The organism is Photorhabdus hainanensis (assembly GCF_018448965.1).
Taxonomy (GTDB): Bacteria; Pseudomonadota; Gammaproteobacteria; order Enterobacterales; family Enterobacteriaceae; genus Photorhabdus; species Photorhabdus akhurstii.
Genome location: NZ_RCWD01000037.1, coordinates 12,894 through 36,381, shown reverse-complemented (window position 1 = coordinate 36,381; position 23,488 = coordinate 12,894). Strand labels below are relative to the sequence as shown.

Sequence of the window (23,488 nt, the reverse complement as noted above, 5' to 3'; positions counted from 1 at the left end):
AACATTCGATAATTGATTATACCTGAACACCAAGTGTGCTGCGAATACGCGCTTTATACAATTCGATTTTTTGCGGTGTCAGCATTTTTCGCTCATCATCAAGCACCACGCCCCCAACATCAGAGGCAATACGCTGAGCTGCCTGTAACATCAGTTTAAAATTCTGATTAGATTCTCCGTAAGAAGGGACTACCATAAACATGGAAATCCCCGGAGTTGTAAAATCAGCCATTGTTTCAGGATTAAATGAACCCGGTTTCACCATATTCGCCAAACTAAACAGTACCGGGCCACTACCTGATGGGTTCACGTGACGGTGAAAAATCTGCATTTCCCCAAACTGGAAGCCAGATTGCAGAATACTTTGCAACAAGGGTTCACCATTCAATTCCTGGCCGTGGTGTGCCGCCACGTGAAGAACCAAAACAATTTCTTTCACTTTGGTCTGAGTTTCTTGTTCGCCAACCGCCTCCTGAGACTTTTCTTCAATCGCAGATCTGTTTTTTTCAGGCTCGTTCCGCTCTTCGAATTCAAACAGACCGAGTTGGGGTTCCTGCTCTTCTATGACTGCTTTTCTCGCTGTCGTCTCAGGCTGATGACCCGTCAGCAACGGATCATCGCTTTCTTCAAGCGTTGCAGCATCAATTTCAGTCAACTTTTGCTGACGGCGCTCGATAGCTGGCTCAGCTTTATACTCCTGATGAGATTTCACCTGTTTATGGGCATAAGGCTTTCGCTGATTGCCGAACGCTTCATCGTCACTGTCATCGACGAAACTGTTCTGACGATCATGTTTATGACGTTTGACTGGGCGATCACGAAAAAGCGAAGAACGCTCTTTACGGCTGGTCCACAACCCATGTAACAGCAAAGCTATTATTGCTATCGCACCAACAATGATTAATATCAGACGCAAATCCTGCATCATTGCTATCTCTGTTGTTTAATTAAGTATGCCACCACGGCGGAATATTTTCTGTATTAACTGTATTTGTCAAATAACACAAGTGCAAGCTTATACACACTTTTCTTATCAGAAAGATGCCTAATAAGCCCCTTTTGCGTTCTTTTTATACAGAACAATACTAGTCAGTCGAAAATCCTGCCTATATGATAACGTTTCAATCACACAGGAGAGAATAGGAAGTATGCTGAATTTGACAAAATCGCCAAAAAATTTGAGCGGCTTTCAGTATTTGGTGCAAGGTTGCAAATTAATTACTCGCCCAGGCATTAAAAGATTTGTCCTATTGCCTTTGTTGGCAAATATTTTGTTTCTCGGCGGTTCATTTTGGTGGCTCTATCAGAAACTGGAGAACTGGATCCCTTGGATAGTGAGCAAAGTACCGGATTGGATGCAATGGCTCAGTTATATTTTATGGCCGATGGCCGTGCTCTCTGTTTTGCTGATTTTTACTTACTTCTTCAGCACAATAGCGAATTTTATCGCAGCGCCATTCAATGGTCTGCTAGCAGAGAAACTGGAAGCGGATTTAACAGGAATCCCCGCACCGGATACCGGCGTTTTAACACTCTTCAAAGATGTTCCACGTATCCTAAAACGGGAATTAACCAAGCTGTGCTACTATATTCCACGCGCTCTGGTCTTATTGTTACTCTATTTTATTCCTGTTATCGGGCAGACTGTCGCACCCGTGCTCTGGTTTATTTTCAGTGCCTGGATGCTATCGATTCAGTATTGTGATTATCCCTTTGATAACCACAAAGTCAGTTTTCCAACAATGCGTAGCGCTCTTCGCCAAAACAAAATAATTAATCTGCAATTTGGCGCAACAGTGAGTATTTTAACCATGATACCCATTGTCAATTTGGTGATTATGCCTATTGCCGTATGCGCGGCGACGGCAATGTGGGTTGATCGCCACCGAGATCAACATGCCCTTCGTATTATGCCATGATATTCATTTAAGTTATTCTTTTAGACAATAAAAATATATTTAAGTTATATTTCCATTAACCGGTTGTTGGCGTATTGTTGACCGGATATCACTAAAGGGAGTTGAAAGACGAGTATGAGTAAAATTTACGAAGATAATTCTTTGACTATTGGTCGTACCCCGTTAATTCGCCTAAAACACTTTGGCAATGGGCGTATTCTGGCAAAAGTAGAATCCCGTAACCCAAGTTTTAGTGTAAAATGTCGCATTGGTTCCAACATGATTTGGGATGCAGAAAAACGCGGTATCCTAAAACCGGGACAAGAATTAATAGAACCCACCAGTGGCAACACTGGAATAGCGCTTGCGTATGTCGCCGCCGCTCGGGACTATAAATTAACGCTGACAATGCCAGAAACCATGAGTATTGAACGCCGCAAGCTCTTGAAAGCATTGGGTGCTCAGTTGATACTGACGGAAGGCGCTAAAGGTATGAAAGGCGCCATTGAGAAAGCTAACGAGATTAAAGCTAGCGATCCTGACCGCTACATTATCCTGCAACAGTTCAGTAATCCGGCCAACCCGGAAATCCATGAAAAAACTACAGGCCCGGAAATCTGGGAAGATACAGACGGTGAAGTGGATGCATTTGTTTCCGGTGTAGGGACCGGCGGTACACTAACAGGCGTTACCCGTTACCTGAAAAATACCAAAGGTAAAAATGTCACCGCGGTTGCCGTAGAACCCGAAGAATCACCCGTCATCAGCCAGACTCTGGCCGGTGAAGAAGTGAAACCGGGTCCCCATAAGATTCAAGGTATTGGCGCGGGTTTTATTCCAGATAACCTTGATTTGAAACTGGTTGATCGCGTTTTCAAAATCAGTAGCGAGGAAGCGATTAAAACCGCACGTGAAATCATGGTGAAAGAGGGCATTCTGGTAGGTATTTCCTCTGGTGCCGCCGTTGCGGCAGCGGTAAAACTTTCTCAAGAACCGGAGTATAAAGACAAAAATATTGTCGTCATTCTGGCTTCATCAGGTGAACGCTATTTAAGCAGTCCACTGTTTACTGACTTATCTGATGAATAAAAGTTTTTAAGTAAGTTACTTAGATTTATTGATAAAAAAGCACCTAAATGGTGCTTTTTCTGTGTGGTAGATCAAACTTTTTCACTTTGCCAGATGATTTCTTACAATGGGTCTAGTATTTAACCAATAATAATTATTTCGATGCTCGAAATTAATTAACAGGAGTAGTAGTTTCAGTTAAGTAGTTCCACGATCTATCTTTACTTCAAACTATCAATCAGAAGCATCGGAAAGAACAATTTTTTTGATAATGAATAAAAATTTTTATTACATTATCAACCTGAGAGTCTATCTCAGTAGACGTCGTTAGTGCTGTTTATTCTTACCAGTAAAAGTAAATACAGACAGCACAATATGGCCCGGAAGTTATGGGTCGTACTAAAGAGCGTTCAGGGGCCATTTAGCGCTTTTGCCAGAACATTACTCAGTTCGCTCTTTAGGTAAATAAAATCGTCTTACATGGGATAGGCAATGAATAAACACTCAAGTTAAAATTTGTCCATTACAAGTTCTTAACTTACATAGCAAAAATCTAAGTTATTGAGGAAACGTTATGTTCCAGCAAGAAGTCACTATTACTGCGCCAAATGGCCTACACACCCGTCCCGCGGCACAGTTTGTTAAAGAAGCCAAAAGTTTCTCCTCCGACATTACACTGACTTCCGGTGGTAAAACCGCCAGTGCCAAAAGCCTGTTTAAGCTACAAACTTTGGGACTCACTCAAGGCACGGTAGTGACCATTTCTGCTGAAGGCGAAGATGAGCAAAAAGCAATCGAGCATCTGGTTAAGTTGATGGCGGAACTGGAATAATTTTCCGTTGACCACTTAATTTTCCGTTGACCACTAAGCCAGTCAAGATCCAGAGATTGTGAATATACCCTATGGATTTCAAGATGCATCGCGACGGCCAGGGAGTGAATCCCTGGGAGCATAGCAAACTATGTGACCGGGGTGAGCGAGTGCAGCCAACAAAGAGGCAACTTGAAAGATGACGGGTATAAACAGGTATTCACTTAGCCGTTCCTCATCCCCGGATAAACTTTTATCTGGGGATGTCAGTTTAAATGCATGTCCTAAAACAGCAAACCATCTGCGGGCTGGCTCTTTAAAGAATAATTATTAGTAGTTAGGTAACATCATGATTTCAGGCATATTAGTATCACCAGGCATCGCTTTCGGTAAAGCGCTATTACTGAAAGAAGACCCAATTATTGTCAATCAGAAAAAAATCAGTCAAGAACAAGTCGAACAAGAAGTTTTCCATTTCAAGCAAGGCCGTGAAAAAGCTTCATCCCAGCTAGAAATCATCAAGAATATAGCCGCAAAAAACCTCGGAGAAGAAAAAGCTGAAATCTTCGAAGGACATATCATGCTATTGGAAGATGAAGAACTTGAGCAAGAAATTATTTCGTTAATCAAAAACGATTTCAAAACTGCGGATGCCGCAGTCTATTCCGTTATTGAAACTCAGGCCCAAGCCCTTGAAGAATTGGATGATGAATACCTGAAAGAACGTGCCACAGACGTGCGTGATATCGGTAAACGCTTATTGAAAAACATTCTGGGTATGCCCATTGTTGATCTTGGCTCAATTTCAGAGGAAGTCATTCTGGTTGCCAACGACCTGACTCCATCGGAAACCGCACAACTCAATCTGGAAAAAGTACTCGGCTTTATTACCAATTTAGGTGGCCGAACTTCCCATACGTCAATCATGGCCCGCTCTCTTGAACTGCCAGCGATCGTGGGTACCACCCAAGCGACGACGACAATCCAGAACGGCGATTATCTAATTCTGGATGCGGTAAATAATCACATTCATATCAATCCATCTGATGCGGAAATTGAACAGCTAAAAAAGACCAAGAACGAATATCTGGCGGAAAAAACTGAACTTGCAAAGTTGAAAGATCTCCCGGCGATGACTCTCGATGGTCATCAAGTTGAAGTCTGTGCCAATATCGGTACCGTCCGTGATGTGATTGGCGCTGAACGCAATGGCGCCGAAGGCGTCGGTTTATACCGTACAGAATTTCTGTTTATGGATCGTGATTCGCTGCCAACAGAAGAAGAACAATTCCAAGCTTATAAAGCTGTCGCCGAAGCAATGGGCAGTCAGGCGGTTATTATACGTACGATGGATATCGGTGGTGATAAAAATCTGCCCTATATGAATCTACCGAAAGAAGAGAATCCATTCCTTGGTTGGCGTGCAATTCGTATTTGCCTTGATCGAAAAGAGATCTTACATTCTCAGTTACGTGCTATCTTACGTGCATCTGCTTTCGGTAAGCTACGTATTATGTTTCCAATGATTATTTCTGTAGAAGAAGTACAGGAACTGAAAGCAGAACTTGAATTGCTGAAAGGTCAACTTCGCGAAGAAGGTAAAAAATTCGATGAAGCGATCGAAGTGGGAGTGATGGTAGAAACACCAGCTTCCGCAGTTATTGCTCATCACCTGGCAAAAGAAGTTGACTTTTTCAGTATTGGGACAAACGATCTAACTCAGTATACTCTTGCTGTAGACCGCGGTAACGAGTTGATTTCTCATCTTTATAACCCGATGCTACCAGCAGTATTGAGCCTGATTAAGCAAACCATCGATGCTTCACACGCTGAAGGTAAATGGACGGGGATGTGTGGCGAGCTTGCAGGCGATGAACGTGCTACATTGTTGCTATTAGGCATGGGGCTGGATGAGTTTAGTATGAGTGCGATTTCTATTCCCCGCATCAAGAAAATCATTCGTAATACGCGTTACGAAGATGCAAAAGCGCTAGCTGAACAAGCCTTGTCTCAGTCTACCGCTCAGGGGTTGATAGAATTGGTTGATACCTTCATCAAAGAAAAAACACTTTGCTAACAATATCGGTTAAAACGCGGTCCAGTATAAACAATTAGGAGAAGATTCATGGGTCTGTTTGATAAACTGAAATCTCTAGTTTCAGATGATAAAAAAAACAGCGGCACTATTGAAATTATCGCACCTTTATCTGGTGAGATTGTCAATATTGAAGATGTTCCAGATGTTGTTTTCGCCGAGAAAATTGTGGGCGACGGTATCGCTATAAAACCCGCCGGCAATAAAATAGTCGCGCCAGTTGATGGAACAATCGGGAAAATATTTGAAACCAACCATGCATTTTCTATCGAATCGGACAGCGGTATTGAGCTATTTGTCCATTTTGGTATTGATACGGTTGAACTCAAAGGCGAAGGCTTTAAGCGTATTGCTGAAGAAGGTCAGCGTGTACAAAAAGGTGATTTAGTTTTGGAGTTCGATCTTAAACTCCTTGAAGAAAAAGCAAAATCCACCCTGACGCCTGTTGTTATTTCCAACATGGATGAGATTAAAGAGTTATCCAAGTTGAGCGGTTCTGTCACTGTTGGTGAAACCCCCATTATGCGGATTAAAAAGTAGCGACACTTAACTGTTACAATACCACTTTCATCTTAAAAAACGGCCGACAATCACGGCTGTTTTTTTATCTTTTATCTTCGATTTACCTCATTTTCCAGTGAAAATTGGCTAATGTGAGCAGAGCTTGCCGCCTCTTTTACTCTACTCACGCTATACCCGTTATCTTTCAAGTTGCCTCTTTGTTGGCTGCACTCACTCACCCCGGTCACATAGTTACCTATGCTCTCGGGGATTCGCTCCCTTGCCGTCGCGATGCATCTTGAAATCCATAGGGTATAAATAATATAACCAGATTAATTAAATACTCCGGTAGAAAGATATCTATCGCCACGGTCGCAGATAATGGCAACAATGACAGAACCTGGATTTTGTGCTGCAACACTTAATGCTCCAGCAACAGCGCCGCCGGAACTGACCCCACAGAAAATTCCTTCTTTCTGAGCTAATAAACGCATGGTATCTTCAGCTTCCTGCTGAGTGATATCCAGCACTTGATCAACTAACTCCTTGCGGAAAATGCCAGGCAAATAAGCCGGCGACCAACGGCGAATACCTGGAATATGGCTATCCGCCGCCGGCTGTAAGCCAATAATCTGTACACTATTAGACTGGCTTTTTAAATAGCGGCTAACACCGGTAATGGTTCCCGTCGTTCCCATACTGGAAACAAAATGTGTAATACGCCCTTTCGTCTGTCGCCAAATTTCCGGCCCTGTCGTCGTAAAATGCGCTAAAGGATTATCCGGGTTATTGAATTGATCAAGAACTTTACCTTCGCCATTACGCTCCATTTGCTGGGCTAAATCACGTGCGCCTTCCATGCCCATTGCTCTACTCACCAAAATCAGTTCTGCGCCATAAGCTCGCATAGAAGCCTGACGCTCAAGGCTCATATTATCAGGCATCAATAATTTGAGATGATAACCTTTTACTGCGGCAATCATTGCCAACGCAATACCCGTATTTCCGCTAGTGGCTTCAATCAACACGTCACCGGGAGAAATTTCACCGCGCAATTCAGCCTGCTGAATCATTGATAGCGCTGTTCTGTCTTTTATTGAGCCTGCCGGATTATTACCCTCAAGTTTCACCCATATTTCCCCCCCTGGCTTATCAGTGATTCGTTGTAATTTTACCAGCGGGGTATTACCTATAAAATGTTCCAAGCTTGCCACAGCTATTACCCAAATTTTATTTAATAGAAAAGCGAAATAACCATATTCATGAATATATCGCAAGACTTAAATAAAAAATGCCCATCCCTGGCGGTAAGGAGATGAGCAAAATGGTACCAACCAAATCTTAAGTAATTATCAGGCAGTTTGGGCTAAACTCAGTGTTTGCAATTGTTTATCGCCCGCATATAAACGTGCTTCAGTGCCACCAATAAAATAACGGCTTCCTCTTGTGGGTACTGAAGTTTCATCAAACCAAATAACAGCAATCGACTCATGATGCCAGCCGAGAGGCTGAACCGAAAGCTGCCAGAAATGCCCTCTGGGACTGACCTCAGTCACCTGTACCGGCAACGGACTGGAAAGTGTCGATTGCGAGTTCATCATGATATCCCACGGACGCAAGAATACATCGACACTCCCCTGATGGATTGGCGTCACATTGAGAGGCAAGTGTTGTCCGCCAATCAATAGCTGGGAACCTTTAATTTCACCATTAAAATGGTTGACTTCCCCCAAGAACTCCATCACAAAACGGCTTGCCGGATAACGCCATACCTCTTGTGGCGTACCAGCCTGTTCAATATTCCCTTGTCTCATGACAACAACCCGATCAGCCACTTCCATCGCCTCTTCCTGATCGTGAGTGACAAAGACACTGGTAAATTTAAGTTCTTCATGGAGCTGACGTAGCCAACGGCGTAATTCCATTCTTACCTGAGCATCCAGTGCGCCAAATGGCTCATCGAGTAATAGAATTTGTGGCTCAACAGCTAATGCTCTTGCCAACGCTACCCGCTGTTTCTGCCCGCCAGAAAGTTGCGATGGATAGCGTTCAGCAAGATGCGTTAATTGCACCATCTCCAGCAACTCCATAACCTTACGGCGAATAGCCGCCATATTCGGACGCTTACGTCGTGGCAGTACTGTCAATCCAAAAGCAACGTTATCAAACACAGTCATATGCCGAAACAGTGCATAATGCTGAAATACAAATCCAACTTGCCGATCTTTAGCATGCATACGGCTAACATCTTGCCCGTGGAAACTCAGTTTCCCCTCGGTTTGTTGTTCCAGACCAGCAATAATCCTCAACAAGGTTGTTTTACCGGAGCCTGACGGACCAAGCAGAGCAATCATTTCTCCAGAAAAAATATTCAGAGTGACATCGCTCAGAACCTGAGTCCGACCAAAATATTTACTGATATTGTTAATTTCAATACTCATATTCTGCTCCTACCTTAACCATGTTGGCGACTTAACCGCCACTGCAAAGCACTTTTAACTATCAAAGTGATAATTGCCATCAATGCCAACAATGCCGCCGCGGTAAATGCCCCTACGGTGTTGTAGTCTTGATGCAGTAGTTCAACCTGCAACGGCAATGTGTAAGTTTCACCACGAATAGCGCCGGATACCACTGAAACAGCGCCAAATTCACCAATCGCCCGGGCATTGGTCAAAACCACACCATATAACAACGCCCAACGAATATTAGGTAATGTCACCCGCCAAAACATTTTCCAACCAGACGCCCCCAATAAAATTGCAGCTTCATCCTCCTGGCTCCCCTGACTAAGCATCATCGGCACCAGTTCTCGCACAACAAACGGACAAGTCACAAATATCGTCACCAAGACCATCCCCGGCCAGGAAAACATCAATTGGATATCATGGGGTTCCAGCAAACTCCCTGCCCAACCATTCGAACCATAAAACAATAAGTAGAGCAAACCCGCTACGACCGGCGAAACAGCGAATGGAATGTCGATCAACGTCAATAAACATTGCCGCCCCGGAAATTGAAAACGCGTCACCAGCCAAGCGAGCATGACGCCAAAAATTAGATTCACCGGAACAGTAATTAATGCGATCAGTATCGTTAACCAGATGGCATGCAACATATCAGGATCTAAAAGATTCTCAGCGACTACCTCAGCTCCTTTAGAAAAGGCAGTCATAAATATCCAGACAATGGGGATCACTAACAGTAAGATTGAAAACAATACGCCTGTTATGATCAACGTCCATTTCCCCCAATTTACAGGTGGTCGTTGCGCTACATAAGATTCAGATAATTCAACCATTAATGCCCCCCAATCCGCTTACCAAAGCGGCTTTGCAGAGTATTAATGCTAAACAGTAATATCAGGGATATTGCCAATATAACCGATGCGATAGCACTGGCCGCGGGGTAATCAAACTCCTGTAAGCGGATGAAAATCATCAGCGATACTACTTCTGTTTGCCATGCAATGTTACCGGCAATAAAGATCACGGCGCCAAATTCCCCCAAGCTACGAGTAAAAGAGAGTGCGGTGCCCGCAATTAAAGCGGGAGATAATTCCGGCAATACAACCCGCCAGAAAGTTTGCCAACGATTAGCGCCTAATGTTTGAGCTGCTTCTTCATATTCTGGCCCTAACTCTTCAAGTACCGGCTGAATAGTTCGCACTACAAATGGCAAGCTTGTAAACGCCATCGCCACCGCAATACCCAACCAAGTATTGACTACTTTCACATCAAATTGCCCAAGCAAAGAGCCATACCAGCCACTAACAGAGAATAGCGTCGCCAATGTCAATCCCGCTACCGCAGTAGGTAACGCAAAAGGGAGGTCCATCAAACCATCTAATAAGCTACGGCCTGGGAAACGATAGCGAGTTAAAACCCATGCCATCAGCATACCAAACACTGCGTTAAACAAGCTGGCAGCCGCTGCTGCCAACAATGTCACTTTGTAAGCCGCCACGACTTGGGGATTAGCAATCACCAGCCAATATTGTTCCCAGGTCATACTGGAAAGCTGCACAACTAATGCGCTCAGAGGCAACAATAAGATCAAGCAGGTATAGAACAAACTACTGCCTAAGCTTAACCCGAAACCAGGCAATACTCGCTTACTGGATCTCGAAAACATTACTTATGCCCCTCGGCCAGCAATTGATCCAATATACCGCCAGTATTGAAATGAGTTTTCATCACTTGCGGCCAGCCACCAAATTGATCTTCCAATCGAAACAGCTTAATTTCTGGAAAACAGGCTTTCTGCTGAGCCATCACGTTTTCATCACTGACACGATAATTAAAGCTGGTAATGATCTGCTGTGCCTGTGGGCTATAAAGATAATTTAGATAAGCTTTGGCCGCTTTCTCTGTACCGTTTTTCGCAATATGATTATCAACCCAAGCCACTGGGAATTCTGCCAGAATACCTACCGGTGGAATGATCACTTCATATTTATCATCACCATACTGCTTGCGAATGTTGTTCACTTCAGATTCGAAACTGATCAGTACATCACCCAAACCACGTTCAATAAATGAAGTTGTCGCCCCACGACCACCAGTATCAAACACGGCGACATTTTTCAGGAAACGCTTCATCCACTCACGAGTTTTTCCTTGGTCTCCACTATTTTCCTGCTGAATAGCTCCCCAAGCAGCCAAATAAGTATATCGGCCATTACCGGAGGTTTTAGGGTTTGGGAAAACTAATTTGACATCTTGACGCACCAAATCATCCCAATTACGAATATTTTTGGGGTTGCCTTTACGTACAAGAAACGCCATCGTGGAATAGTAAGGCGAGCTGCTATTTGGCAGGCGATTTTGCCAATCAGCCGGGATCAGCTTGCCGCGATCATGCAAAATTTGCACATCCGTTACCTGATTGTAAGTCACCACATCAGCCCGCAATCCCTGAAGAATCGCCAGTGCTTGTTTGGAGGAGCCGGCGTGGGATTGTTTGATTATCAATTTATCTTGTGGATACTGTTCATTCCACTGTTTTTCAAATTCAGGATTCAGTACAGAAAATAACTCACGCGCAACATCATAAGAGCTGTTTAACAGCTCTACAGCAAAGACATGACCGCTGCCTAATAAAGTTACTATTACCAGTCCGTTTAGTATTGTATTTTTTACTGAATACTTTTTCATTTCTCACCTTATCCGTTATTTCATCAAATAACGCGCCAGTGACTAATGTATCCAGTTTATTTATAACAGGGTAGATAACTATCACCGTTTAATATACTAAATTGCAATTAGAAAGCATGAAACGCAATAAGCTGACGGAATAGTAAAGCTTTTAAATGGAAAATGCGGGCCTATTACGGCACCGCAAGAGGAACATCAAATTCACCAAACCAGCTCAGTTGATGCTTTAATTAGGAACGCTTATCGCTTCCAAATGATACGTTCCACTTTCCAATTTTTCAGCACATCATCAGAAGGAATCAAACCTTCAGGGCCATTCCAATGACCTGTAAACAGATAACTAACATGTCTGCTCTGTGGGGATGTACAGACAATAGCGCTTTTCTCTGATTCACCTACCGTGTTTTGGCAAGCGCCAAATGCCCTGCTATAAAGTGCCGAAAATGGCATACCAACCTTTGTTCCCCAGACGGTTTCAATATTTTCATCCAGCACTTCAATACGACCGATTTTTCCATCGGCTTGACCAAATAGCGCTATCTTCAATTGATCACCGTCCATTGCTTGAAAGAGTGTCACCAATTGGCCATTTTTTGTTTCCATACCGCTACGTAAGTGGTACTTTCCATCCAATCCCTTCTCTATTGCCTCTTTATTCATTGCTGTCAGACTATTTATTTCTCCTACACCCTGATCTGAGATTTTTAAGGAACTGCCAAACCAGCTAAAAGGAGACAAATTCGACCATGAAAAACCCGATGAACCCGTACAACCGGCCAGTAACAATGCACCACTTATTGTGATAAAACGCAATCCTGTCAACATGTTAGTTAAAGTATACTTCTGCATAACTGATTCCCTTATAGCTCAATACAGCGATAGGCACTGAGACATCACATCTGATTGTTAGTTTCAGAGAATATTTAAATTAATTACTTTAGATTAATATTTTATTGATAAAATACAACTTAGCGGTATTATTACCTCCCCCTAAAAATCATCACTATTAGTAAGGTCAATATGATGAAAAAAATATTTATAACCACCGCCTTGATTACTTTGTTCAGTATGCCGTCAATAGCTCAAACCTCACAGACGCAATTTGGTGGTTTTTCCGGTCCCGATTCAACACAACCCCCCGTCCAAGCAGCGCCACAAGGTGGTTTTGTCGATCACAATGCAAGAGTTTCCACCACCCAACAAGTTAAAAATATGAGAGATGACAGTTGGGTCGTACTGGAAGGGCATATTGAATCCCGTATCCACAGTGATCACTTCATATTCCGCGATAATGCAGGAATTGTTGAAGTGGAAGTTGATCATAAATATTGGAATGGCCAAACGATAACACCTCAAGATAGAGTCCGTCTTGAAGGTGAAGTCGATAAAGAGTGGAATGGTATGACTGTTGATGTGAAAAAAGTCACTAAATTGAACTAATGCCTTGTGGCTGAGTGAGATTCTTTCACTCAGCCATATTCTAAACTCAATATTCCTGATCGCCAATCAAACGCTTACTGAAAATAACGCTCTCTTGATAACGATCTTCATATTCCAGTTTTTCACACATATAGATAGTGGCATCATTATCTTCAGGAACAATAAGAACTATTTTCGGACAACCACGGGCAATCAATTTCTTTTCTAATCGGGCAATTAATGCATTCGCAATTCCCCTACCGCGAAATTCAGGATGAACTCCCAAATAATAAGCTGAACCACGATGACCATCATAACCACCCATAATCGTCCCAACCACTTCACCAGCCACTTCCGCGACTAAAAACAGATCAGGATCATGAGTCAATTTACGCTCAATATCCACTTCAGGATCAACACCAGGATTAAGTAAATCGCAGCGTTCCCATAAGGTGATTACTTCTTCAAAATCATCTTGTCGAAATACCCGAATTTCCATCCCTAACCAACCTGTTTTTATCGAAATAACTATTTTCTCATTATCTCCGCTTTAACACCGGAATCAATACGAAAATGCGTTCTCTTCCACTATTCTTTTCCACTAACAGCTATAATATAACGTTCACCATATCATAATAAGGAAAGAATCATGAATACACCAAACATTAATCAGATTAAATCTTTTTTCCTTTCATTACAGGATGAAATTTGCCGACAACTGGAACAGGCAGATGGCACAGCGAAATTTACTGAGCAATGCTGGCAACGAGAAAAAGGCGGTGGTGGCCGTAGTCGAATTATGAAAGAAGGTTCGATATTCGAACAAGCAGGAGTTAATTTTTCTCATGTATCAGGAGATATACTTCCCTCATCAGCAACAGCTCTCCGCCCTGAACTGGCTGGTCGGCATTATCAAGCAGTAGGTGTCTCTCTGGTTATCCACCCTTTGAATCCCTATATACCAACCAGTCATGCTAATGTTCGGTTCTTTATTGCAGAAAAAGAAGGTGAAGCGCCGATATGGTGGTTTGGTGGCGGTTTTGATTTAACACCTTATTATGGTTTTAAGGAAGATGCTATTCACTGGCACACCATCGCCAAAAATATATGTCAACCCTACGGAGAAGATGTTTATCCAAAATATAAAAAATGGTGTGACAATTATTTTTATATTAAACATCGTGACGAAGCCCGTGGAATTGGCGGCTTATTTTATGACGACTTAAATACGCCTGACTTTGAACATTGTTTCAATTTCACTCAAGATGTAGGTAAAGGTTTTCTTTCTGCCTATTTACCTATTGTAGAAAAAAGGAAAAACATATTATGGGGTGAACGTGAACGACAATTCCAGTTATACCGCCGTAGTCGCTATGTAGAATTTAACCTCGTTTGGGACAGAGGAACCTTGTTCGGATTACAAAGCGGGGGACGAACAGAATCTATCTTAATGTCCATGCCACCATTAGTACGCTGGGAATATGATTATCACCCTGAATCAGGATCTGCGGAAGCCGCTTTATATATCGACTTTCTACCAGCAAAAGACTGGATATAATTTTTTATCATGTTAGGAATATTATAAAAAACTATTCCTAACTATTTATATTTTTATTACAGCCAATGCAAGAATCCCTCGCACAAAAAAACCTAACAATTTATTAACACCCCCTTAACACAAAAGAAGCAGGTTGGACCTGATGACTATCTGCTGGAAACGTGTTTAATATGAACCCGTACCTAAAGAGTACCTCTAATTAATAACTAAAAATTTATTCCAGGAGATATTTTATGCAAATACAAAACAATAACTACAGAGGCGTAATACCGCCGTACATTCTTCAAAATATCTATAATAATGACAATGAAAAGAAGAAAGTATTAATGACATTAAATCACACTCAGAGTTTAATGTTGGATAATGTTATTAAAGAATCTTCCGATGATTCCGGCGATGACGATAAAGTTACTAATACAACTATACATCGTTCTATTCACGATGCAGAAAATAAACGCAAGTTGCCGGGAAAATTAGTACGAGATGAAGGAGATCCAGATAACGGAGATAAATCAGTTGATAACGCATATAGATATTTAGAAGCGACTTACAATTTTTATAAAGAAGTTTTTAATCGCAACTCATTAGATGATAAAGGAATGAAATTGATTGCCACCGTGCATTATGGCGAAGAATATATGAATGCATTCTGGGGCAACGGACAAATGGTATTTGGCGACGGAGATGGTAAAACCTTCAATGATTTCACAACCTCTGTCGATGTGATCGGCCATGAATTGTCTCATGGTGTTATTGAAAAAACAGCAGATTTGGTCTATTTCTTCCAGTCTGGCGCGTTGAATGAATCAATAGCGGATGTTTTTGGCTCATTGGTAAAACAACATTACCTGAAACAAAAAGCTGATGAAGCAGATTGGGTTATGGGAAGTGAATTGCTGGGCAAAGACATTAAAGGTGTAGGGATTCGTTCACTGAAAAACCCTGGTAGTGCATATGATGATGAAACTCTCGGTAAAGATCCACAGCCTGGTCATATGGATGATTATAAAGACTTGCCGATTTATAGAGACAATGGTGGTGTTCATATTAACTCGGGTATTCCTAATAAAGCCTTCTATAATCTGGCGATAAAATTAGGTGGATATGCCTGGGAAAAAGCAGGAAAAATATGGTACAACACTTTGTTGGATAAAGATCTTGCACGTGATGCTAACTTCGTAGCTTTCGCTAAATTAACAATTAAACATGCTCGTGAGTTATTTGATGAGGATGCTGAAAAAGCAGCGATTGATAGCTGGACAGAAGTGGGCGTTAAAGTGAAGGAGGATAAAGGCGATAAAGGCGGCGATAAAGACAAAACTGAAGAGTAATCTATAAACATATCGCTGGTTTAACGCCAGCGATATTTTATTATTTGTAATACCTGACTTGTAAAAAATATATCTAATAGAAGATGCCAAAATTGTTAAAGACGAATTTCACGCTATACTAAACAGACCTGAAAAATAACCGTAAAAATTTGGTATATTATGAATAATAAAACTCTCAAACTCACAACTGATAGTAAAATTACAATTTCCCTACAAGGAGGATTTGCCGCTACACCTGGCCTTAACCAAGATAAAACAGTGAATTTAGAATCATTGTCTTCACACCAACAACAGTTATTTCTTCAAGCCATAGAACAAGACTTTTCCGATTCTATGCCATCAGCGCCATATCCTGATCAAGATTATTATCTGCTTAGTATCGTCAATGGAAATGAAGAACACCACTTCACCCTCCCTGAGTCAGATGCACCAGAAATCATTACCCAGATATGGGATGCCGACAAAAAGGGTGGTTAATCACCACCCCTTTTCCTATTAGCATTAACGCTTTTTCAGATGCGCCATCAGACGTTTACGTTTACGCATTTGATTTGGTGTCAACGTATTACGCTTGTCAGCATAGGGATTTGCCCCTTCTTTAAACTGAATCCGAATGGGCGTCCCCATCACTTTCAGAGATCGACGGAAATAATTCATCAGATAACGCTTATAAGAATCAGGCAAATCGGTTACTTGATTACCGTGGATCACAACAATTGGTGGATTATAACCACCGGCATGAGCATATTTCATTTTCACCCTGCGACCACGGATCATCGGCGGTTGATGATCTTCTTCGGCCATATGCATAATACGGGTTAGCAGTGAAGTATTGACACGGCGAGTGGCGCAATCATAAGCCTCAAGAATCGAGTCAAACAGATTCCCCACCCCACTACCATGTAGAGCAGAGATAAAATGTACTCTGGCAAAATCAACAAAACCAAGACGATAATCCAGCATCTCTTTCACACGCTCTTTATCTTCTTGCGACATGCCATCCCACTTATTGACCGCAATGACCAACGAGCGCCCGCTATTAAGAATAAAACCTAATAATGACAAATCTTGATCGGAAATGCCTTCTCGAGCATCGACCACCAGCAATACAACGTTAGCGTCTTCAATCGCTTGAAGGGTTTTTATGACTGAGAATTTTTCAACCGTTTCAGTGATCTTACCGCGCTTACGTACTCCCGCAGTATCAATAAGGATATATTCACGGCCATTGCGCTCCATTGGAATATAAATACTGTCACGGGTAGTGCCAGGCATGTCGTAAACCACAACCCTTTCTTCACCCAAGATACGGTTAGTCAGCGTAGACTTACCCACATTTGGCTTACCGACAATGGCTAATTTCAATGGCAGCGTTGACGGTTCAAAATCCTCCTCCTCTTCTACCATCTCAATTTCATTCTGTTCCTGCTCTGCCCAATAAGCTGCGTTGGCTTCTTCCTCAGTCAGCTCAACCTCTTCTTCTTCACCTTTACCTGAGAAAGGTAACAATACTCGTTCAATAAGTTGGGTGACGCCACGCCCATGAGAAGCAGCGATAGAGTAGATATCCCCCAATCCGAGGGAATAAAATTCAGCAATAGCGGTATCAATATCCACACCGTCGGTCTTATTCGCGACCAAAAAAGTGGCTCTTTCGCGGCTACGTAGATGTTTTGCTATTGCGTGGTCTGCTGGCATAAGTCCGGCGCGAGCATCTACCATAAACAGAACAATATCGGCCTCTTCAATCGCCATCAAAGATTGAGCCGCCATATGGGTTTCCACACCCTCTTCGGCGCCATCGATACCACCAGTATCAATGATGATAAACTCCTGCCCTTCAACCTCAGCTCGACCATATTTACGGTCGCGAGTCAGACCTGGAAAATCCGCTACCAGCGCATCTCTTGTACGGGTTAAACGGTTAAATAATGTGGACTTACCCACATTTGGGCGCCCTACCAGAGCGACGACAGGTATCATTTGTTGATGCCTCATGACTTAATTTGAAATTAGTACTCCACTGTTCATCACAACAGAACACTAAAAAGACGAAACGGCTCCTGTTCTCGTCAGGAGCCGTAGGACTATAACTAACGCTTTACTTTATTTCCGGTAAACAGGCAGTAAGCAATACTCAACGAGTAAACAGATAAACCGTACCGTCTTTCGCCTGTACCATTAATTTATCACTGGCTACAACCGGACGGCTCATTAAACCGGAACTATCAACTTTATGTTGGGCGACAAACTTACCGTCATCCATATTCAGCCAGTGCAGATAACCTTCACTGTCACCGACAACCAGATAGCCATTATACATTTCAGGCGCGGTTAAATTACGGTGTTGCAATTTTGTCTGAGTCCACAAAGTGACGCCATCACTTTGACGCAGCCCCATAACCCGATCGTTTTGGTCAACAATATAGATATTATCACCAGAAACAACCATCTCGTTCACTGAACCCAAATCGCGCTTCCAGAGGATCTGGCCTGAACGCATATCAAGCGCCACCAGATTACCGTTATAAGCTATTGCATATATCACGCCCTCAGAAATAACCGGTGTCGTATCAACATCATTAAGACGACCAATTTCTGTAGAGCTAGTTACCTGAGAAATACGTTGTTGCCAAATCAACTGCCCCTGAGAAATTAAGACGGCGTTGACACGACCATTATCCCCACCGACGATGGCGGCACCGTAAGCCACGGCAGGCGCCGATTCACCACGCAATGATAATGATGGAGAATCCAAATTAACAGACCATTGCGCTTTACCATCAGACTCACTTAATGCCTGCAACATCCCGTTGCTAGTATGAATCAGTACCAAACCATCACTCACCACAGGACGCGACAACGCTTCACCGGCGACGTCAGATTGCCAGGCAACTTGGCCGTCTTTGGTATCCAATGCAATAACTTTGGCACGTTCAGTGCCTACATAGAGATGACCCCCGGCAACAGTCAGACCACCAGAGAGCAACGCAGGTATGCGGGAAGAGAGGAGACCCGCTTTTTCAGCCAGATTCACCGACCATATCTCTTTACCACTATCAATGTCCAACGCCTTAACGATGCCATGACGATCAGCAACATAAACAGCGGAACCCTGCCAGGTTGGCATCAAATGAGAATAATAACGGCCTACACCATCACCTACAGATTTATCCCAAACCTCGTTTGGGTTAAATTGATTTTCGACCTGTGGCAACGGTGACATCGTTACCATGTCTTGCTCACTTGAACAACCGGCTAGCAGAACGGAAGCCACCAAACCAACCAAGAGTGTTTTACGCAGTTGCATTGAAAAATTCCCCTTAGCTGGATAAGTTATTCAATTTAAGATTTAACATCGATTTGATCGCCTGTGGTGAATCTGAACTCAAACCTTTGGTGTACGCTGCGCGGGCGCCGGCGATATCACCTTTTTTCAACAGTGCATCACCGCGGATATCCTCTGCGACGGCAACCCAACCGGAACCTTTGACCAGTTCCAACGTTTTCAACGCAGCGTCCGTTTTATCTTCTGCCAATTGAACTCTGGCTAAGCGAATATTCACCAGAGCCTGCAAATCCTCATTTTTTGCCTGACCAGCAGCCGCAGATAAGAACTGATCTGCTTTAGTTAACTCACTCTTTTCAACAGCAAGTTGAGCCAAACGCATGTGCGTCATCACGCCATAACTGTTATTCGTTTCACTGGCAAATTTTTCAGCAGCAGCATGACCCTCTTTTGTACTGGCAATTAATCCTCGATCTACCCGTTCAAAAGCTTCTGCGCTTTCCTGCAACTGATTTGTCTGATGAGATTGCCAATAACGCCAGCCAATCAGCGCCCCGGCACCCAGCACCAGCCCCAAAACCAAGGCTTTACCATTATTGGCAAAAAAGCGACGGATCGCGTCTACTTGTTCGTTTTCATTGGTATAGACTTCCACAGAGTCTCTCCTTAACCTAACAGTTCAGCCAAACGAGCTGCAATTTCGCTTTGCAGCGACGTTTGTTGTTCGCCTGTACGTAAATCTTTAATGGCTACCTGACCAGAACGAACTTCATCCTCACCGAGGATCAGCGCAATTTTAGCGCCTTGTTTATCCGCACGCCCCAGTTGCTTCTTAAAGTTACCACCACCGTGGTTCATCATTAAACGCAATTGGGGCAACGTATCACGTACCTGTTCAGCCAAAATCAATGCTGCTTGCTGACTACCTTCACCAAAAGAAGCAAGATAAACATCTGCGACTGACCGCTCCGCAGTAAATGCTGGATTAATTTCTTGTACCAGCAAAACCAGACGTTCCATCCCCATAGCAAAACCCACAGCTGGCGTTGGCCTGCCTCCCAGTTGTTCAACCAGCCCATCGTACCGACCGCCGGCACAAACCGTCCCTTGAGCCCCGAGTGCCGTCGTCACCCATTCAAATACCGTGCGGTTATAGTAATCCAGACCACGAACCAAACGCTGATTAATCCGATATTTGATACCCGCCCCATCAAGAAGCGCACACAGGCTATCAAAATGTTCCTTTGATTCGGCATCAAGATAATCAAACAGTTCCGGCGCATCATTAAGAAGTTGCTGAACCTCTGGATTTTTTGAATCCAGAACACGTAATGGATTGCTGTACATACGGCGTTTGCAATCTTCATCCAGCTTATCTTTGTGCTGCTCAAGAAAAGCCACCAACGCTTCGCGGTAATTGGCGCGAGCCGCCAACGAACCAATGGAATTCAGTTCAAGCGTCACATGCTCAAAAATACCGAGCTCACGCCACCAGCGGGCAGTCAATAAAATAAGTTCGGCATCAATATCAGGCCCTTGAAGACCAAAAACTTCAGCGCCTAACTGATAAAATTGGCGGTAACGGCCTTTTTGCGGTCGCTCATAACGGAACATTGGCCCTAAATACCATACGCGCTGTTCCTGATTGTACAGCAGACCATGTTCAATACCGGCACGCACACAACCTGCGGTATTTTCAGGGCGCAGGGTTATACTTTCACCATTGCGATCATCAAAGGTATACATCTCCTTTTCAACCACATCAGTGACTTCCCCAATAGCTCGTTTAAATAACGGGGTCTGCTCTACAATCGGTGTACGGATCTCACTATAACCATAACCCGCCAGTACCCGTTTCAAAATAGTTTCGATACGCTGCCAGATAACCGTATCTGTCGGCAAGTAGTCATTCATGCCTCGAATAGCTTGGATATTTTTTGCCACGTTTTATCTCTAGTTAATGATTCAAAAATGATGTTGATTGATTATAGAAGCGAATACCGACGAGCTTCAATTAACAAACAAAACAACGCTGGCTCATCATAACGATGAGCCAGTATCAGATACATTATTTGTCCAGTTGACTTATGCCAATGCGCTTATTTTCATCCAGCATTGATGCTTTAGCACGGATTTTAGCCTCAAGCTGATCAATCATATCAGTATTATCGAGGCGCTCTTTCTGCCGAACGCCATCTTCATAAAAACCACTTTTCGTTCTGGCGCCGGTGACGCCTAAAGTAGAAACCTCCGCTTCACCTGGCCCGTTAACCACACAGCCAATAATGGAAACATCCATCGGTGTGAGTAAATCCTCTAAGCGCTGCTCCAAGGCATTAACTGTGCCAATAACATCAAATTCCTGACGGGAACAGGTTGGACAAGCGATAAAGTTTATACCACGGGAACGAATACGTAATGCTTTCAGAATGTCGAAACCCACTTTAACTTCTTCGACAGGATCAGCGGCCAGAGAAATACGTAAAGTATCACCGATACCTTCTGACAGGAGGATACCTAAGCCAATGGCTGATTTTACAGAGCCTGCACGTGCGCCACCCGCCTCGGTAATACCAAGGTGCAACGGCTGATTAATCTTCTGAGCTAACAGGCGATAAGCCCCAACCGCCAGAAAAACATCCGACGCTTTTACACTGATTTTAAACTGGTCAAAATTAAGTCTGTCAAGAATATCCACATGGCGCATAGCCGACTCCACCAGCGCTTCTGGCGTTGGCTCACCATATTTTTCCTGAATGTCCTTTTCCAATGATCCACCATTTACACCAATGCGGATTGGGATATTTTTATCACGGGCAGAAGCCACAACCTCACGGATACGCGCTTCATTACCGATATTGCCAGGGTTAATACGCAGACAATCGACACCATACTCTGCAACTTTAAGCGCAATACGGTAATCAAAATGGATATCTGCGACCAAAGGAACACTCGCTTGCTGCTTAATCAACTTAAATGCTTCTGCGGCGTCCATCGTTGGTATTGATACGCGAACAATATCAACGCCAACACGCTCAAGCGATTTAATCTGTTTAACAGTCGCTTCCACATCCGTAGTACGTGTGTTTGTCATTGACTGCACCGCAATAGGCGCACCATCCCCGACTGGCACATTGCCTACATAAATACGCGTAGATTTGCGTCTTTTTATCGGCGATTCATTATGCATATAGGTATTTCTCCCATACTTCCATGTGTTTACTGATAAAACTACAACTATGCCCTACTGCAACAGGCATTTTATTGTGCTGTTGGTACTTTAAAACGCGCGATACGGCCTGCTTTAGCAAAGCGGCTTAAATCGACGACTTGCCCCCGGAACTGTACATCCACTACAGCCGGAGCGCCGATAGTTAAATTATAGGGCAACGAGCCAGAAAGACTCAGGTGGTCGCCCTTATGTTTAGTTCCACTAAACAGCGTTTTTCCATTTGCATCCACAACTTGCAACCAACAGGATGCTTTAAAATTCATCACCAATTTATTACTATCAACCACTGCCGTTGAATTATTTTCAGCCACATTAGGTACTTGCGTGGCCCCTTGATTAGCTGGCAACGGCGCAGTCTGAGTTTGCGGCCCGTTACCTGCAGGTTGAGTTTCAGGTGTTTTCACCACTTGATTTTGAGTTGACGCCACAGATTGAGTCACTTCCTCACTATTATGACTATGAGTATTCGGACTATTAGTATTCGGACTATGAGTATCCGCTGCCGCTGCATTTTCAGCCGCAGATACTGACGGCTCGCTTGTTGCCTGTTCGCTGGCCGGCAACTGTGTCGCCGGCTTGTGACTTTCAGTCACCTTAGCTTTTTTTTGAGCAATCTGAGCCGCCGAATGATCAGCCATCGAAATCAATTCCTTCTGTTGAGCTATGTGGTTTTGCCACCACCACGCTCCCGTCAAACTAATTACGATTAAAATAATCAACCACGTAATCCACATCAACCAACTTTCGCGTTTTTTACGTTTTTTACCCAATGAAAAACTCTGCATTGGTGAAACTTTCGCTGTTTTTGCCGGAGTATGCTTATCCAGAATTGCCAGAATTTCTGCTTCTGGAATTTGTACCAACTTAGCATAAGAGCGAACATAACCACGCAGGAAAGTCGGCACCATAGTGGCTGGAATATTGTCCTCTTCAATATCACGGATAGTAGAAAGTTTTAAACACAAGCGATCAGCTACAGTCTGCTGGGTTAGCCCGTGCTGTTCACGAGCCTGACGCAGGAGCTGACCTGCGGTTAAATGAGCTTGTTCTGGAGTCGTTTCAGTATTCATTAGCAAGAAGACGCGGTACTGTTCAGGTTGTGAAAAACTTCGCGCCGGCTCCTGCTATAA

23 protein-coding genes are annotated in these 23,488 nt (G+C 43.3%); 9 read left to right on the top strand and 14 right to left on the bottom strand.

What is annotated here, in order from left to right:
* Positions 1 to 16: 16 nt before the first annotated feature.
* A complete protein-coding gene (gene zipA, locus EAE92_RS18800; RefSeq protein ID WP_214069191.1) occupies positions 17 to 928 on the bottom strand; it encodes a cell division protein ZipA in 912 nt (303 codons plus the stop codon).
* Between the two features lie 220 nt (positions 929 to 1,148).
* Here zipA and cysZ point away from each other — a divergent pair, with 220 nt between their 5' ends.
* The 5 genes from cysZ (at position 1,149) to crr (ending at position 6,412) form a co-directional block, all read left to right on the top strand.
* Entirely contained in the window at positions 1,149 to 1,919 is a 771-nt protein-coding gene (cysZ, locus tag EAE92_RS18795) for a sulfate transporter CysZ (RefSeq protein ID WP_214069190.1), read from the top strand.
* Between the two features lie 114 nt (positions 1,920 to 2,033).
* The gene (gene cysK / locus EAE92_RS18790) at positions 2,034 to 2,987 is read left to right on the top strand and encodes a cysteine synthase A (RefSeq protein ID WP_046397729.1); all 954 of its coding nucleotides are present in this window, start codon (positions 2,034 to 2,036) and stop codon (positions 2,985 to 2,987) included.
* A 553-nt stretch (positions 2,988 to 3,540) separates the two neighbouring features.
* A complete protein-coding gene (ptsH, locus tag EAE92_RS18785; protein WP_021323875.1) occupies positions 3,541 to 3,798 on the top strand; it encodes a phosphocarrier protein Hpr in 258 nt (85 codons plus the stop codon).
* A 328-nt stretch (positions 3,799 to 4,126) separates the two neighbouring features.
* Positions 4,127 to 5,854, top strand: a complete 1,728-nt coding sequence (gene ptsI / locus EAE92_RS18780) for a phosphoenolpyruvate-protein phosphotransferase PtsI (RefSeq protein ID WP_214069189.1) — start codon at positions 4,127 to 4,129, stop codon at positions 5,852 to 5,854.
* A gap of 48 nt (positions 5,855 to 5,902) precedes the next feature.
* On the top strand, positions 5,903 to 6,412 hold the full coding sequence (gene crr / locus EAE92_RS18775; protein WP_214069188.1) for a PTS glucose transporter subunit IIA: 510 nt from the start codon (positions 5,903 to 5,905) through the stop codon (positions 6,410 to 6,412).
* Between the two features lie 293 nt (positions 6,413 to 6,705).
* On the opposite strand, the gene cysM is transcribed toward crr, so the two are convergent.
* From cysM to EAE92_RS18745, 6 genes are all read right to left on the bottom strand, one after another.
* Complete coding sequence (gene cysM / locus EAE92_RS18770) at positions 6,706 to 7,587, bottom strand: cysteine synthase CysM (RefSeq protein WP_214069187.1); 882 nt, start codon at positions 7,585 to 7,587, stop codon at positions 6,706 to 6,708.
* A gap of 138 nt (positions 7,588 to 7,725) precedes the next feature.
* On the bottom strand, positions 7,726 to 8,814 hold the full coding sequence (gene cysA / locus EAE92_RS18765) for a sulfate/thiosulfate ABC transporter ATP-binding protein CysA (RefSeq protein ID WP_214069186.1): 1,089 nt from the start codon (positions 8,812 to 8,814) through the stop codon (positions 7,726 to 7,728).
* Positions 8,815 to 8,828: 14 nt separating this feature from the next.
* Positions 8,829 to 9,674 carry a sulfate/thiosulfate ABC transporter permease CysW gene (gene cysW, locus EAE92_RS18760; protein WP_214069185.1) on the bottom strand — a complete coding sequence of 282 codons (846 nt, stop codon included), beginning with the start codon at positions 9,672 to 9,674 and terminating at the stop codon, positions 8,829 to 8,831.
* Complete coding sequence (cysT, locus tag EAE92_RS18755) at positions 9,674 to 10,507, bottom strand: sulfate/thiosulfate ABC transporter permease CysT (protein ID WP_214069184.1); 834 nt, start codon at positions 10,505 to 10,507, stop codon at positions 9,674 to 9,676. Before cysT ends, cysW begins: the two co-directional genes overlap by 1 nt.
* Positions 10,507 to 11,529 carry a sulfate ABC transporter substrate-binding protein gene (locus tag EAE92_RS18750; protein WP_214069183.1) on the bottom strand — a complete coding sequence of 341 codons (1,023 nt, stop codon included), beginning with the start codon at positions 11,527 to 11,529 and terminating at the stop codon, positions 10,507 to 10,509. Before EAE92_RS18750 ends, cysT begins: the two co-directional genes overlap by 1 nt.
* Positions 11,530 to 11,769: 240 nt before the next feature.
* Positions 11,770 to 12,378 (bottom strand): RpoE-regulated lipoprotein, encoded by a 609-nt coding sequence (locus EAE92_RS18745; protein WP_214069182.1) that lies wholly within the window; start codon positions 12,376 to 12,378, stop codon positions 11,770 to 11,772.
* 174 nt (positions 12,379 to 12,552) lie between these two features.
* On the opposite strand from EAE92_RS18745, the gene EAE92_RS18740 reads away from it, so the two are divergent.
* Positions 12,553 to 12,969 carry a YgiW/YdeI family stress tolerance OB fold protein gene (locus EAE92_RS18740; protein WP_036781603.1) on the top strand — a complete coding sequence of 139 codons (417 nt, stop codon included), beginning with the start codon at positions 12,553 to 12,555 and terminating at the stop codon, positions 12,967 to 12,969.
* Positions 12,970 to 13,015: 46 nt separating this feature from the next.
* Here EAE92_RS18740 and EAE92_RS18735 read toward each other — a convergent pair whose 3' ends face one another.
* Positions 13,016 to 13,447 (bottom strand): GNAT family acetyltransferase, encoded by a 432-nt coding sequence (locus tag EAE92_RS18735; protein WP_036781605.1) that lies wholly within the window; start codon positions 13,445 to 13,447, stop codon positions 13,016 to 13,018.
* A 150-nt stretch (positions 13,448 to 13,597) separates the two neighbouring features.
* Between EAE92_RS18735 and hemF the strand changes: the two genes are divergently transcribed.
* The 3 genes from hemF to EAE92_RS18720 all read left to right on the top strand — a co-directional run bounded on the left by hemF (position 13,598) and on the right by EAE92_RS18720 (position 16,314).
* The gene (gene hemF / locus EAE92_RS18730) at positions 13,598 to 14,506 is read left to right on the top strand and encodes an oxygen-dependent coproporphyrinogen oxidase (RefSeq protein WP_214069181.1); all 909 of its coding nucleotides are present in this window, start codon (positions 13,598 to 13,600) and stop codon (positions 14,504 to 14,506) included.
* A gap of 233 nt (positions 14,507 to 14,739) precedes the next feature.
* Positions 14,740 to 15,837 carry a metalloprotease PrtS gene (gene prtS / locus EAE92_RS18725; RefSeq protein WP_214069180.1) on the top strand — a complete coding sequence of 366 codons (1,098 nt, stop codon included), beginning with the start codon at positions 14,740 to 14,742 and terminating at the stop codon, positions 15,835 to 15,837.
* Positions 15,838 to 15,996: 159 nt separating this feature from the next.
* Positions 15,997 to 16,314 carry a protealysin inhibitor emfourin gene (locus EAE92_RS18720; RefSeq protein ID WP_105399245.1) on the top strand — a complete coding sequence of 106 codons (318 nt, stop codon included), beginning with the start codon at positions 15,997 to 15,999 and terminating at the stop codon, positions 16,312 to 16,314.
* Between the two features lie 24 nt (positions 16,315 to 16,338).
* Here EAE92_RS18720 and der read toward each other — a convergent pair whose 3' ends face one another.
* The 6 genes from der to rodZ all read right to left on the bottom strand — a co-directional run bounded on the left by der (position 16,339) and on the right by rodZ (position 23,428).
* On the bottom strand, positions 16,339 to 17,820 hold the full coding sequence (gene der, locus EAE92_RS18715) for a ribosome biogenesis GTPase Der (protein ID WP_214069179.1): 1,482 nt from the start codon (positions 17,818 to 17,820) through the stop codon (positions 16,339 to 16,341).
* 154 nt (positions 17,821 to 17,974) lie between these two features.
* Positions 17,975 to 19,147, bottom strand: coding sequence for an outer membrane protein assembly factor BamB (gene bamB, locus EAE92_RS18710; protein ID WP_214069178.1), 1,173 nt, complete (start codon positions 19,145 to 19,147; stop codon positions 17,975 to 17,977).
* 13 nt (positions 19,148 to 19,160) lie between these two features.
* Positions 19,161 to 19,781, bottom strand: coding sequence for a YfgM family protein (locus tag EAE92_RS18705; protein ID WP_214069177.1), 621 nt, complete (start codon positions 19,779 to 19,781; stop codon positions 19,161 to 19,163).
* Between the two features lie 11 nt (positions 19,782 to 19,792).
* Positions 19,793 to 21,070, bottom strand: coding sequence for a histidine--tRNA ligase (hisS, locus tag EAE92_RS18700; protein ID WP_214069176.1), 1,278 nt, complete (start codon positions 21,068 to 21,070; stop codon positions 19,793 to 19,795).
* 124 nt (positions 21,071 to 21,194) lie between these two features.
* Positions 21,195 to 22,316 carry a flavodoxin-dependent (E)-4-hydroxy-3-methylbut-2-enyl-diphosphate synthase gene (ispG, locus tag EAE92_RS18695; protein WP_036781623.1) on the bottom strand — a complete coding sequence of 374 codons (1,122 nt, stop codon included), beginning with the start codon at positions 22,314 to 22,316 and terminating at the stop codon, positions 21,195 to 21,197.
* Between the two features lie 71 nt (positions 22,317 to 22,387).
* Positions 22,388 to 23,428 carry a cytoskeleton protein RodZ gene (rodZ, locus tag EAE92_RS18690; protein WP_214069175.1) on the bottom strand — a complete coding sequence of 347 codons (1,041 nt, stop codon included), beginning with the start codon at positions 23,426 to 23,428 and terminating at the stop codon, positions 22,388 to 22,390.
* Positions 23,429 to 23,488: the final 60 nt, after the last annotated feature.

Excerpts from the sequence above, each read along its gene's own strand:
- cysK (WP_046397729.1), top strand. The coding sequence starts at position 2,034 with ATGAGTAAAATTTACGAAGATAATTCTTTGACTATTGGTCGTACCCCG.
- cysZ (WP_214069190.1), top strand. The coding sequence starts at position 1,149 with ATGCTGAATTTGACAAAATCGCCAAAAAATTTGAGCGGCTTTCAGTAT.
- cysA (WP_214069186.1), bottom strand. The coding sequence starts at position 8,814 with ATGAGTATTGAAATTAACAATATCAGTAAATATTTTGGTCGGACTCAG.
- EAE92_RS18740 (WP_036781603.1), top strand. The coding sequence starts at position 12,553 with ATGAAAAAAATATTTATAACCACCGCCTTGATTACTTTGTTCAGTATG.
- EAE92_RS18745 (WP_214069182.1), bottom strand. The coding sequence starts at position 12,378 with ATGCAGAAGTATACTTTAACTAACATGTTGACAGGATTGCGTTTTATC.
- bamB (WP_214069178.1), bottom strand. The coding sequence starts at position 19,147 with ATGCAACTGCGTAAAACACTCTTGGTTGGTTTGGTGGCTTCCGTTCTG.
- der (WP_214069179.1), bottom strand. The coding sequence starts at position 17,820 with ATGATACCTGTCGTCGCTCTGGTAGGGCGCCCAAATGTGGGTAAGTCC.
- hemF (WP_214069181.1), top strand. The coding sequence starts at position 13,598 with ATGAATACACCAAACATTAATCAGATTAAATCTTTTTTCCTTTCATTA.
- ptsH (WP_021323875.1), top strand. The coding sequence starts at position 3,541 with ATGTTCCAGCAAGAAGTCACTATTACTGCGCCAAATGGCCTACACACC.
- cysW (WP_214069185.1), bottom strand. The coding sequence starts at position 9,674 with ATGGTTGAATTATCTGAATCTTATGTAGCGCAACGACCACCTGTAAAT.
- ispG (WP_036781623.1), bottom strand. The coding sequence starts at position 22,316 with ATGCATAATGAATCGCCGATAAAAAGACGCAAATCTACGCGTATTTAT.
- EAE92_RS18735 (WP_036781605.1), bottom strand. The coding sequence starts at position 13,447 with ATGGAAATTCGGGTATTTCGACAAGATGATTTTGAAGAAGTAATCACC.
- prtS (WP_214069180.1), top strand. The coding sequence starts at position 14,740 with ATGCAAATACAAAACAATAACTACAGAGGCGTAATACCGCCGTACATT.
- rodZ (WP_214069175.1), bottom strand. The coding sequence starts at position 23,428 with ATGAATACTGAAACGACTCCAGAACAAGCTCATTTAACCGCAGGTCAG.
- EAE92_RS18720 (WP_105399245.1), top strand. The coding sequence starts at position 15,997 with ATGAATAATAAAACTCTCAAACTCACAACTGATAGTAAAATTACAATT.
- EAE92_RS18750 (WP_214069183.1), bottom strand. The coding sequence starts at position 11,529 with ATGAAAAAGTATTCAGTAAAAAATACAATACTAAACGGACTGGTAATA.
- cysT (WP_214069184.1), bottom strand. The coding sequence starts at position 10,507 with ATGTTTTCGAGATCCAGTAAGCGAGTATTGCCTGGTTTCGGGTTAAGC.
- zipA (WP_214069191.1), bottom strand. The coding sequence starts at position 928 with ATGATGCAGGATTTGCGTCTGATATTAATCATTGTTGGTGCGATAGCA.
- ptsI (WP_214069189.1), top strand. The coding sequence starts at position 4,127 with ATGATTTCAGGCATATTAGTATCACCAGGCATCGCTTTCGGTAAAGCG.
- crr (WP_214069188.1), top strand. The coding sequence starts at position 5,903 with ATGGGTCTGTTTGATAAACTGAAATCTCTAGTTTCAGATGATAAAAAA.